General features: G+C 56.6%; 14 protein-coding genes and 1 pseudogene. 14 read left to right on the plus strand and 1 reads right to left on the minus strand.

Annotated features, from left to right (window positions below; translation table 11 throughout):
- Nucleotides 1-46: 46 nt before the first annotated feature.
- The 5 genes from QMK55_RS14900 (at nucleotide 47) to QMK55_RS14920 (ending at nucleotide 3776) form a co-directional block, all read left to right on the plus strand.
- A complete protein-coding gene (locus QMK55_RS14900; protein ID WP_102354650.1) occupies nucleotides 47-1333 on the plus strand; it encodes an OprD family porin in 1287 nt (428 codons plus the stop codon).
- Nucleotides 1334-1563: 230 nt separating this feature from the next.
- Nucleotides 1564-2310 (plus strand): 2OG-Fe dioxygenase family protein, encoded by a 747-nt coding sequence (locus QMK55_RS14905; RefSeq protein ID WP_102354649.1) that lies wholly within the window; start codon nucleotides 1564-1566, stop codon nucleotides 2308-2310.
- A 79-nt stretch (nucleotides 2311-2389) separates the two neighbouring features.
- Nucleotides 2390-2767 (plus strand): GNAT family N-acetyltransferase, encoded by a 378-nt coding sequence (locus QMK55_RS14910; protein ID WP_102354767.1) that lies wholly within the window; start codon nucleotides 2390-2392, stop codon nucleotides 2765-2767.
- A complete protein-coding gene (locus QMK55_RS14915) occupies nucleotides 2764-3480 on the plus strand; it encodes an AzlC family ABC transporter permease (RefSeq protein WP_102354648.1) in 717 nt (238 codons plus the stop codon). The genes QMK55_RS14910 and QMK55_RS14915 overlap by 4 nt, the downstream gene beginning before the upstream one ends.
- The gene (locus QMK55_RS14920; RefSeq protein ID WP_003220702.1) at nucleotides 3459-3776 is read left to right on the plus strand and encodes an AzlD domain-containing protein; all 318 of its coding nucleotides are present in this window, start codon (nucleotides 3459-3461) and stop codon (nucleotides 3774-3776) included. Before QMK55_RS14915 ends, QMK55_RS14920 begins: the two co-directional genes overlap by 22 nt.
- Here the strand turns inward: QMK55_RS14920 and QMK55_RS14925 are convergent.
- The gene (locus QMK55_RS14925; RefSeq protein ID WP_320329453.1) at nucleotides 3693-4619 is read right to left on the minus strand and encodes a LysR family transcriptional regulator; all 927 of its coding nucleotides are present in this window, start codon (nucleotides 4617-4619) and stop codon (nucleotides 3693-3695) included. The two genes, QMK55_RS14920 and QMK55_RS14925, sit on opposite strands and share 84 nt — an antisense overlap.
- A 333-nt stretch (nucleotides 4620-4952) precedes the next feature.
- Between QMK55_RS14925 and QMK55_RS14930 the strand changes: the two genes are divergently transcribed.
- The 9 genes and pseudogenes from QMK55_RS14930 to QMK55_RS14970 all read left to right on the plus strand — a co-directional run bounded on the left by QMK55_RS14930 (nucleotide 4953) and on the right by QMK55_RS14970 (nucleotide 11360).
- Entirely contained in the window at nucleotides 4953-5363 is a 411-nt protein-coding gene (locus tag QMK55_RS14930; protein ID WP_320329454.1) for an MbcA/ParS/Xre antitoxin family protein, read from the plus strand.
- Nucleotides 5360-6040, plus strand: coding sequence for an RES family NAD+ phosphorylase (locus tag QMK55_RS14935; protein ID WP_320329455.1), 681 nt, complete (start codon nucleotides 5360-5362; stop codon nucleotides 6038-6040). The genes QMK55_RS14930 and QMK55_RS14935 overlap by 4 nt, the downstream gene beginning before the upstream one ends.
- Before the next feature lie 76 nt (nucleotides 6041-6116).
- Nucleotides 6117-6242, plus strand: a pseudogene (locus QMK55_RS14940) (transcriptional regulator); the annotation flags it as partial.
- 342 nt (nucleotides 6243-6584) lie between these two features.
- Nucleotides 6585-8009, plus strand: a complete 1425-nt coding sequence (locus QMK55_RS14945; protein ID WP_320329456.1) for a tyrosine-type recombinase/integrase — start codon at nucleotides 6585-6587, stop codon at nucleotides 8007-8009.
- 1314 nt (nucleotides 8010-9323) lie between these two features.
- The gene (locus tag QMK55_RS14950; RefSeq protein WP_320329457.1) at nucleotides 9324-9491 is read left to right on the plus strand and encodes a hypothetical protein; all 168 of its coding nucleotides are present in this window, start codon (nucleotides 9324-9326) and stop codon (nucleotides 9489-9491) included.
- A 1-nt stretch (nucleotide 9492) separates the two neighbouring features.
- Nucleotides 9493-9792, plus strand: a complete 300-nt coding sequence (locus QMK55_RS14955; RefSeq protein ID WP_115988432.1) for a helix-turn-helix domain-containing protein — start codon at nucleotides 9493-9495, stop codon at nucleotides 9790-9792.
- Entirely contained in the window at nucleotides 9789-10307 is a 519-nt protein-coding gene (locus QMK55_RS14960) for a Rha family transcriptional regulator (protein WP_320329458.1), read from the plus strand. Before QMK55_RS14955 ends, QMK55_RS14960 begins: the two co-directional genes overlap by 4 nt.
- Nucleotides 10308-10785: 478 nt before the next feature.
- Nucleotides 10786-11031, plus strand: coding sequence for a hypothetical protein (locus QMK55_RS14965; RefSeq protein WP_320329459.1), 246 nt, complete (start codon nucleotides 10786-10788; stop codon nucleotides 11029-11031).
- Nucleotides 11028-11360, plus strand: a complete 333-nt coding sequence (locus QMK55_RS14970; protein WP_320329460.1) for a hypothetical protein — start codon at nucleotides 11028-11030, stop codon at nucleotides 11358-11360. Before QMK55_RS14965 ends, QMK55_RS14970 begins: the two co-directional genes overlap by 4 nt.
- Nucleotide 11361: the final 1 nt, after the last annotated feature.

Genomic DNA, 11361 nt, shown 5'->3' on the forward strand with positions numbered 1-11361 from the left:
CAGCCGTTCGACACAGCGCGTTTCAACCCGTAATAAGGAAAACAAAATGTTGAACAAGCGTATCAGTCTGATCGCACTGGGGATGTTGAGTGCCACACAGGCCATGGCTGACGGCCAGGCCGAATCCAAGGGTTTTGTAGAAGACAGCAGCCTCAAAGTGCTGCTGCGCAATGCCTACATCAATCGTGATTACAAAGACGGCAACAAAGACAAATCCGAGTGGGGCCAAGCCGCCATCGGTACGTTCTCGTCCGGCTTCACCCAAGGCACCATCGGTGTGGGTGTGGATGCATTCGGTCTGTACGCGTTGAACCTGGAGCGCAGCGAAGATCGCAGCGGCGCACAAGGTATCGACTTCTTCAAGAAGGGCGACAGCGGCCACCCGGCCAACGACCTGTCCAAGGGTGGCGCGGCGGTCAAATTCCGCCTGTCCAACACCGTGCTGACCTACGGTGACCAGATGCCGGCCCTGCCGGTGCTGAACTACGACAACTCGCGTCTGCTGCCGGAAAGCTACACCGGTACCTTGATCACTTCCAAAGAGATCAAAGGCCTGCAACTGGACGCCGGTCGGTTCACTGCCGAATCGCGCAAGAGCGCTGAAGGCCGTGACAGCGGTGGTCTGAAGGCAATCAACGTATTGGGCGGTAGCTACCAGTTCACCGAACAGTTCAAGGCGGCGCTGTACGCTTCCGACGTTGAAGACGTGTTGAAGAAGCAATACGTGAACGCCAACTACGTATTCCCGATCGACAAGGATCAGTCCCTGACCCTGGACTTCAACGGCTATCGCACCAAGCTCGACGACTCCTATGTTCGTCAGAGCGGCGCTACCGGTGACGACAACAAGATCTGGAGCCTGGCAGCGACTTTCGTCACCGGCCCGCACTCGTTCACCGTGGCGCATCAGCGCTCCACCGGCGACAGCAACCTGGGCTACGCCTACGGTGGCTATCAGAAGGATCAAGGTCGCGTTGGTGACGGTGGCAACACTATCTACCTGGCCAACTCCTACTGGTCGGACTTCAACGCTGAAGACGAGCGCAGCTGGCAGTTGGGTTACGGCCTGGACTTCGGCGCATTCGGCGTACCGGGTCTGAGCTACAACGTCGCTTACGTGCGTGGCGACAATATCACCACCGCAACCACCACCGGTGGCACCGAGCGTGAAATCTTCAACCAGGTCAAATACGTCGTGCAAAGTGGCCCGGCCAAAGACCTGAGCGTGAAACTGCGCAGCTCGATCCTGCGTGTGTCGCAGAAATCCGCCGACTACAACAGCAGCGGCAACGAACTGCGTGTGTTCGTGGACTACCCGATCAACATCTTCTGATGATCGTTCAGGTCTAGACACCTGAGAAAACCCCGACTCGCTCGGGGTTTTTTTTCGACGCTTTTTACGCAAAAACCGTAAAAAACCGGTGTTTTTGTCACTTAAAGGTTGTTTTCAAGCACCTTCAAGTACCGTTTCAAGCAGGGCTTTAAATGCCTGAAATTCTTTCTCATGGACGCAAATTCTCCACCTAATAGATTAGGCCGCTCAACGCAGCGGAGAATTTGGTAATGATCGTTTTGAACAGAGAAGTGGGCGAATCGCTACGGCGGGACAAGTATGTCAACGTCCAGGGTGGTGACTTCAATCTCTACGGTCATTTTGCCGACTTCGTCAGACTGACCAAAAGTTGGGAAAACATGGAGCCAGACAGTTACTACGGTCAGGCCGAAGCCGGCATGCGTTACCGTCGTTACAGCGACTTTGAGTACAACCCGAAAACCCGTGAACTGACGCAACTCGAGCATCGCGCGTACGTGCAGTCGAAAGAGAACAACGCCTACGTGGGCGGCGTTGTGCGGCACTTTCAGGACTTCTCCGATGAAGTGATCACTTCGCCGGTGATGCGCAGCCTGATCGACACCGATTTTGAAGTGTACAAAAGCGTGCTGCCGGAAGAGCTGCACGATGAAATCTGGCAGTGCCAGATCCATCAGATTCGCATCGAGATCAAACCCGGCAAACAATTGGAAATCACTCCGGAAGGGATTCACTGCGACGGCTATCCGTTCAGCGGTGTGCACTTCTGGGGGCGCAACAACGTCGAAGGTGCGGAAAGCCGTTTGTACGATGTGCACGAGCATCAACTGGCGTCGACCACCTACAAGGAAATCCTCGATACCACCTACTTCCTTGACCGCGACATGCGCCACTACGTGACCCCGGCGCGCAACACCCACACCCATGCCATGGCCTACCGGCAGATTCTGGCGATTTCCTTCTCGCGGCCCGGGACCGCTTTCGACATTGTTCGCTAATCAGATCACCCCAATCGATGGCGTCGAGTGCTCGACGCCGGTGGTGCTGCGACGCGCCACCGCCAAGGACGCGCAGCGCATGGAGCGTTTCTTCCGCCAGTTCGACGAAGTGTCGTTCTGCGAGTGGCAGGACGCCAAATGCCTGCGCGGTGTATTGATCCAGAAAACCACCACGGCCTATCTGGCCTTCGACGTGGAAGGCGAAATCGTCGGTGCCGTACTTGGCGGCATGCTCGGCAGTCGCGGCACCATCAACCACCTCGCGGTCAGCCGGCGCTACCGCAGCCAGGGCGTCGGCCAGCGGCTGGTGGAAGCGGCGTCGTCCGACATGAAACGGGTCGGTGTATTACGGATGTTTCTGTTCGTCGACGATGCTAACCTCGCGGGCAAGCGATTCTGGACTGCCCAGGGTTTTTGCGAACCCCACGGCGAGCGGACATTTGAGAGGGATCTATGAATGAAACGTCCGGCAATGCGCCGCTGATGGCTGCCCATCAGCCATCGCGCACGTTTGCCGAAGCCAGCCCGGTGGTGGCCGGTTATTTCACGGTGTCATTCGTGTTCGGGCTGATGGCGGTCAACGCCGGGCTGCCGATGTGGCTGCCGGTGGCGATGTGCTTGTTCGTCTACGCCGGCGCTTCGCAATTCGCCGCGCTGGCGCTGATCTCCAGCGGTGCTTCGCTGACCACCATCGTGCTGACCACGTTCCTGATCAATGCGCGGCACATGCTGATGTCGGTTTACATGGCCAAGGCCCTGCGTGCACTGGGGCTGAGCCGCATGGAGCGCTGGGCTTACGCTGGTGGCCTGACCGATGAGTCCTTTGCGTTTCACAGCGTCAAACTCGGCACCGGCGCGCCGGTCAATATCCGTTACCTGATCGGCTTCAACCTGTTCTGCCACACCTCCTGGGTGCTGGGCGGATTGCTGGGCGCGGTGTGTGCGCAATACGCTTCGCACCTGATCAAATATCAGCTCGACTACGCACTGACCGCGATGATGCTCTATGTGCTGGTGTCGCTGTGCAACACCCGCAACAAACTCATCGCCGCAGCGGCTGCCGTCGCCTGCATGGGCGTGCTGAGCCTGGTCGGCACTTCGCCGTTCAACGTATTCATCGCCACGTTTGTGGGCTGCGGAGTGGGTGTATGCCTGACCAAACGTTCCTGATCCTGGTAGTCGCGCTGATGATGGCCGTGACCTTCCTGCCACGCGCGCTGCCATTGCAAGTCAACACCGAGCACTGGCCGCCATTCGTTGCGCGGGCGCTGGAATACCTGCCGGTGGCGATCGTCGCTGCGATCAGCCTGACTCCCTTGTTGATCAAGGATCAGCACCTACAGCTCGACCGCCCGGAATTTTATGCAGCCATTCCGACGTTGTTATGTGCGTACTTCAGCAAAAACCTCTTTCTCAGTGTGGCGGTTGGGACGGCTGCGTACATTGCGCTCGGCTCGTTCATGTAGCGGCAGATCGACCACGTCGTTCAAGGCCTTGCCTGACAGGTTCGGGTTGTTCACCGCCAGGCGCACTTCGAGGAAGTCCTCGAAACCGGGGAAAATCGTCAGGCCGTTCTTCTGCGCGGCCTCGCGGGAAACCATGCCGACCGCGTCCATCTGGGTGATCAACGACAGCGTCAGGGTTTCGCTGCAGGAATAGACCATGCGCTGACCGTTCTCGTGATTGCCCAGGCCGGCGTCGAGAAAACGCAGGAAGCTGTGGGAATACGGACAATCTTCCGCGGGACGCACCTGAAACTTGTTGCCCAGCAACGTCAGCGGATCGTTTTCCTGCCCGCAATGGGCACCGACCACCTGCACCTGCACATCCGGCAGGACGATACTCGGCAAGCCCGGACGCTGCGGGCCGATCAGCACCGCAAGGTCAAAGTCTTCATTCTTCAGCTTGCTGAGGTTTTCCATCGACTCGGCGTAGCTGAATTCCATCTGGTAATCGGGAAACACCTCGATCAGGCGTCCGATCATTCGCCGGTTGAAGTCAGACGACAACGTGTTGTTCAACGCGACCTTCAATGTGCGCTGGCCCGGCACCTTGAGCGCCTCGACCTTTTCTTCCATCTGTCGCGTGGCAATCAGCACTTTGTCCATGTAGGGCGTGAGCTCCGTGCCTTGCGGCGTAAGCGTCAGACCTTTGTTGGAACGACGAAACAAGCGGAAACCGAACTGCTCTTCGACCTTGTTCAACTGCGCGGCCAGGGCCTGCACAGTCAGGCACGAATGCTCGGCTGCGGCCGACAACGAGCCGGTCTGCACGATGCGCATCAGGTTGCGTAAGGTTCTGCTATCCATGGGTAATGCCCTCTGAAGTGGGCTGGGTATTGTTGTTTACGAGACTGCCGATCCGGCGTCATATGCCGGGTATATTCCAGCACCTGAGCATAGTTGTCGCGGGTTTAGTAGCGAATTGATGCCCCTGCCGATGGCTGGAAGCTGACACAGGATCGGGATTTTTGATGACGTGGGGGTGATGAAGGTCAAAAAATGCTGACTTGGAATAACAATTCGTGGCTTTTTCCGGGACCTTATCTGAGAAAGGAATTGATTCATTTGCGGATTAATAGATAACAAACATCCGTATCTGTACTAGGCTTGAAAGCATGTCACTCAGCAATGGAGGCGGCCGTGCCTACCTCATCCCCAGCGCCCACCCCGCGTGAACAACTCGACGTCCCGGAAGCCGGGCGCGTTGCGTTGAAGTTCTTCTTCAACCTCATGGAGCGCTGGGGCTGCAACGCCGAGCAGCAGCGCACGCTGCTGGGTGGCGTCGGCAACACCACGTTCTACAAGTACAAACACCTGCCGCCGAACATTCGCCTGCCGCATGACACCCTGGAGCGCATCTCGTACCTGATGGGTATTCACAAGGCGTTGAGCATCATCTTCAGCAACAGCCGCGAGCGCGCCTACACGTGGGTCAGCAGTCCAAACACGGCTGCACCATTCAATGGCCGAACGGCGCTGGATTACATGCTGGCGGGGAGGGTGGTCGACATTGCCGACGTGCGCCGCTACCTCGACGGGGTGCGCGGTTGAGGGCCCCGTCGCTGGCCGAGCCGCAATGGCCCAAGGCCTACCGGATCGTCAACAGCAGCTTCCCGCCGATTGCGCTGTTCGAAGACGTGCTCGACCCCGAAGACCTGGAAATCGCCTACGCCCTGGAAGCGCTGACCAATGATCGCCTGATCGAGCAGGCCGGCGTCCTCGCCCGCGTGCGCCCTGAAGACCGTCTCTCTGGCCCCGGTTCCACCCCGGTGATGGCGGCGTTTACCCACATCGGCAAAAGCAGCCGCTTCACCGATGGCACCTTCGGCGTCTACTACGCCGCCAGCAGCCAGGCCGCGGCCATCGCCGAAACTTGCTATCACCAGGAACGTTTCCTCGCGGCCACCCACGAAGCGGATCTTGAGCTGACCATGCGGACTTACGTCAATCGCGTGGTTAAACCGCTGCACGATGTTCGTGATGGTTTTGCACATTTGCATCAACCCGATCCGGAAGCTTATGGCCCGTCACAGGCGTTTGCCCGACAGCTGCGCGAGTCTGAATCGTGGGGACTGCTCTACAACAGCGTCCGCCTGCCGGGTCATGAATGTGTTGCCGCGTTCCGCCCGCCGGCGGTGTCGATTCCGAAGCAGGGCAAGCATTTGCGTTATGTGTGGAGTGCGAGTCAGAGAAGGATTTCGTTTGTGTTTGAGATTAGTCAGGTTTGAAGCGCGAGGCGGCATACGTGTCATTTTCGACAACCTGTGCAGCCGTTCTTAAGCAACTGAAGGATGAAAGTCAGCGATGCTCAATGAACTGGAGCAATTCCAGAAGGACTTGCTGGGCTCTGTACGTCAAATGAAGGCCGGACAGGCTGCACGTGTCACGGAAGTGCCTCGCTCTGCACCGGCAGAAACAAGAGCCTCGCTGATGAGCCATCCAGATTAACGACGATTTTTGATTCTCCGGCCGTGAAAGCCAATGTGGACGTCATGTGGACGTTCCAGAAACAACAAAGCCCCTGCATTTCTGCAGGGGCTTTGTTTTGTATGGTGCGGCACCAGGAGTCGAACCCGGGAACTACTGATTACAAGCCGTTTGCTCTGAGGCTTCGTACCGCTTCATCGAATATCACAAGTTTTGCTCTGTCTAGTGTTTACGTGGTCTGTAGCCAATTTGGTGTCTTTCTATGTTTCACCTGTTAGCGTACCTTTGCATGAGAAACGGGGAACGGATGGGGAAAACGGGGAAAGAATGGCTAAGCGTACGCGAATGACCGAGATGGAAGCCTATGCGGTAAAGACTCGTCAGTCGGAGCCGGTCGGCTCTCGCGGAAAGGGGACTTTGCTGCTCGAGCGTAAAGCTTCCGGAGCGATTCAGGCCTACTACCGTGAACGCACCTCTGATAGCGACAAGCGTCTGCCTCTCGGGACGCTGGCGAAGAAGCCGCGTGTGGGTACAGACGAGCAAAGCTTGGATGGCATTCGCGCGCAGGCGATGCGCATTTCAGTTGAGGTCGCAGTTGCGGGTGGTATAGCGAAGTACTTGGAGAGCATATCTGAACAGCAGGCCGCGGCCGCGGTTAGTCGAGAAGCTGCAGCTGCATTAGAGGAAGCGGACCGGCTGGAGCGTCTACGCCTGGCGGAAATTGAGGCGTCCCGCGGAAGTTTTCACGATCTGTTTCAAGACTACATTGAGTCGCGTCGGATCAAGGCAACACCAGGCGTCGTGAAGGAGTTAGAGCGTCTTCTCAAGACCAACATGCAGGAGCCTCACCCGGAGGTGATGAGGATGAAGGCTCGGGATATTAGGGCTGATCATATCCTCACCATCCTCAATCCGATTTGGGAGCGTGGCTCCAAAGTGCAGGCGGATCGTATGCGTTCGTTCTTGGTTGCGGCATTCAATCATGGGCTCACGGCGGAGAGCGTGGTCGGCCGCTCCAATGCGAAAATTTATAGCCTCGAAATCAACCCTGCAGCAATGGTAAAGGTCGATAAAGTCTCGGCTCCTGTCGAACGTTCATTGTCTGACACTGAGCTGAAGCGATTTTGGGATACGGTTGAGAGTACGGCCGGTATCGGTCCGGTTATGGGGCTGCTATTTAAATTTGTCATTTCGACTGGCGGCCAGCGTATCAAGAATCTGATCGAAACCACTTGGGCTGACTATGATCTGGACGCCGGTACGGTGCTATTAATCCACCGCAAGGGAAGAGGAGGTCAGACCATGAGTCGGCCGCACCTGGTTCCGCTATCTGACCGGGCCATTACCATCATGCGCCAAGTGCGGGAAATCAATGGTGACCATCCATGGCCTTGGACGACACATGGTAAACAGCCCTTCGTAATTAGTAGTCCTACTCATGCCGTAGCAGACTGGCTTGATTCCAAGCATTCCCTAATCGATGGTGTGAAGATCCCTGCATTCTCTCCCAGAGACCTGCGCCGGACCTGCACACAGCTTATGCAAAAGCACGGTGTTGACGATCGGTTGTCGGATCTCCTTCAGGCTCATGGCCAGACAGGTGTTGTATCTCGGCACTATCGAAACAATCCTGAAGCGGCGCTGCCAGAGAAGCGTCGAGCTATCGAGCTCTTCGACCAAGCATTAGCTAAAGCGTTAGGAGAATCCCAGGGCGTTGGGAATGTACTTTCGATCTCGCGTCGGAAAAAGAAATCCAACTCAATGTCCTGATGGCTCGACGGCTGAAGGCCTTTTAGGCGGGATCAGCAGCCTAAGCCATCGTCAAAAGCGGCAGCTCAACGTCCGAATCCGCGCCTGTGAAGCTATAGGACACCACCATCAGTCCTCCGCCCATTCCCCAGAATACGCGGGTTGCAGCGATTTTCCGTTCCACAACTCTGGCTTAAAAGGCGCAGAAACTGCGTATAAGTGGGAATAACAGCAAATAAGCGCAAATAAACAGGGAAACTGTTCATAACAGAGATAAGTACACTTTAAGTGTAAGTTTCCACTTTGAGTGGAAGTCCAGGCCGCGCACTTCAGTGTCACCATCTATCAAGGTCGCGACACGTTTTCGTAATTCTCAAAACGTGTCGCGCCTGTTTAAACATTAGCGAAACCATGTATAAAAATTCTCAGCTACGAAAGGCGCATGATTCGTGCTAGGGACTATTGAGGGCCTCATCAGTCCCTCCTTAGTCCCTCTGAAACCCGCGGCCCTAGGGCGTTTCGCTGTATTCCGACGAACGGCTTGCAGGTGGGGAGGTGGGGGTTCCAAGGTGTGTGTGGGTATGTGTGGGTACAGGTGAGACCGTCTGGGACAGTAAGTAAGGCTCTGAAAATGTCCGGGGATAACTATTGCGTACAGGAGATCGTAAATAATCTTCTTGGTTTTTTTATTCAGTGCGCTTTAGAATCAGCTGCATAACCCAGCAACGTGCTTTGACCATATGAAACAACTGGTTGACGTTTGCTGTTGGGATCGCTGACAGCTGGAATCGCAGACAAAGAAAAGCCCCTGGTGGTCGAAGACCAGGGGCTCATTCGGGAAAGGACGTTGGAGCGTCCTCTGCATACCAGCTAGGCCAGCACACAACCCCGAGGGGAGAAGCATTTGAGACGGCTTCTGGATGTACGAATAGGCACATGTGCCTATTCGTACACGGGCGGACTGTATTACCGATAATGGTAATACGCAATACTGGTGTATTAGCCAGTGGCGTATTTTCCGACGGCGCGCACTCTGATTCTGTTGCAGGGATCTGGTGGGCTCAGTACGACTCGATCTCCTCGGTATTCCATCAATGATTGGAGTTACCGCAAATGGCACAAACCGCCACCCGCATTACCGATGTACCAAACCTGCCCATCCCCGGCACGCGCGCTACTGCCGCGCAGCTCTGCGCCAAATACCAAGTCAGCCGCGCTACCTGGTGGCGCTGGTCCAAGACTCCCGGCTTTCCAGCCCCCATCCGCTTCGGCCGCTCCGTCCGTTGGGAACCCGAGTCTGTGGAATCCTTTCTGCTCAGTCAGGAGGCTTAACCCATGATGACCAATCAACTCTGCGCTGGCGCGGGGACGGGTTCGCTTTGGCTGGAAAAAGCGGCTGTATCCCTTTCTGTACCCTTAAACGCATTGGTGCCCAATCGTTTTCTCGTTTGCCGCTCTCAATTCGTCGTTGCCGAAGTTAACGCTAACGATGGGGTGGCCTGACATGGAAAAAATCCTTCCTTCCGAGATGAGTTGCTCAGCGCAAACCAATAACAACACCAGTGGTAGCGCCCAGCGCATGCGCCTCTTGGCGTATCTGAGCCAGCATGGCTCGATCAATACCTTCCAAGCCATCGCTCTATTGAACATTCTGCGACCGGGAGCGCGCATTGCTGAGTTGCGTGCGCAGGGGCATGGCATCGTTACCCACCTGAGTACGCTGAAAGATGACCACGGTCGCGATCACCAGAAGGTTGCAACCTATTACCTGAGCGCTGGCCCGGTGCAGAAGGTGGCGTCATGACGGCGAAGATCTTCAAAACGACGGGAGAGGGTAGTACGGGAAATCCCCGCATTATCCTCGCTGCGTATCAGGGTGAACTTCGCGTCGACAGCCGCGTGCTGGCCGACCAGTTGGACAACAAACACAAGAACTCCATCGCGCTGATCGAGCGCTACCTGATTAAGTTCAAAGAGTTCGGCTTGCTGGCGTTTCAAACGGAGGCAAGACCGGTGGGCCGGCATGGCGGTGGAGATGTTAGGTTCGCCCTCCTCAATGAGGATCAAGCATTCTTCCTGCTGTCGCTGTCCCGCAACACGGACCGCGTCGTGGAACTAAAAGCGAGCCTCATCGTGGCTTTTCGTGAAGCCCGATATGGGTACGCCTCCCGGACGCTGTTAGCCCGCAAGAACGAAGCCAGCATCAGTGGTCGCAGGCTGGCGAACTGGCGCTATGACAAACCAGGCGTGTACGCCCACGTCGCCCATCTGAGAGAACAGCTGAAGCTGCCGATCGACGTGGAGGACTTGCGCCCATGAACGCCTTGCTCATTATTGGGGATGAACAGTCGATAACTTTTCTTGCCAGCAGTCGCGCCCGTCGGTATGGTTTGTCCGTCGCTGCAAATTCAGCGACCGACCTTGGCGGGTCGAACAGTAAACGGCGCAACAGCGCCCCCATTACGATTGCAGGCGCTTTTTTTGCGCCCGCATTCTCGTGTTATGGCGGGTTGTGCAGGAGCACCCACGGGTGCGCCGGGTTCCGTTTACCCCGGTCCGCCAATCCTGTGCAACTCGCCACCCTTCCCTGCTTGGCGGCAGATAGGAGTGGCTCCAGTGAAGTAAACGGAGCTACACCCATGAAACACGCCCTAATTCCGTCCAAAGTCCGCGCATTCGCTCACCGCTACATGGCCCTGAGCGCTCTCCGCGCAAACTCGTCCCTGTCCTTTCGTCTAGCCCGCTACAACGCCCACATGGCCATCGTCCGCACACTGGAAACATCAGGGGGCGTGCAATGAGCCAGCCAATCGCTCGCATCGCCGACGAGGCCCTTGAGCTACTGCGTGCCACACACGAACGCATCAGTAATATGCGCGTGTTGTTCAACGCGATCACGAAGGACCTGAAGCACGGTAAATCGCACGATATCGAAGAGCTGGCCAGCCTGGGCAGCTTCCTCGGATTTGACTGGGCGAACTATGTCGACAGCGAAGTCGAGCAGATGCAGAAGGCGCTGGATGCTGTGGAGGTGGCCAAATGAGTGCCTCAATCCGATCACGGGAGCACCTGAGCTTCACGAAGCGCGATCCTGAAGGACGACTGATCAACTGGCCTCGGAACAATCCCGGCGTAGCGGCCGACTGGCAGAAGGGTATCGAGTTCTTCGAAGGCGAAGTATTCGAGCTGGCCACCCACGATGAAACCGAAGCGTTCAACGCTATTCAGTTTGCGATTGCCGGAATGGGCGGGCGCACCACCAATCTTGAAATCGGATTTATAGATCGCGTGGCACGTGCTGCGGTACTTGGTTTGCGCGTGATTCGCGGCGGCGCAGCGCGGTTCGAGCCGAAAGACTTCGAAGAGATTTAAA

This window comes from Pseudomonas sp. P8_229, assembly GCF_034008635.1.
GTDB lineage: Bacteria > Pseudomonadota > Gammaproteobacteria > Pseudomonadales > Pseudomonadaceae > Aquipseudomonas.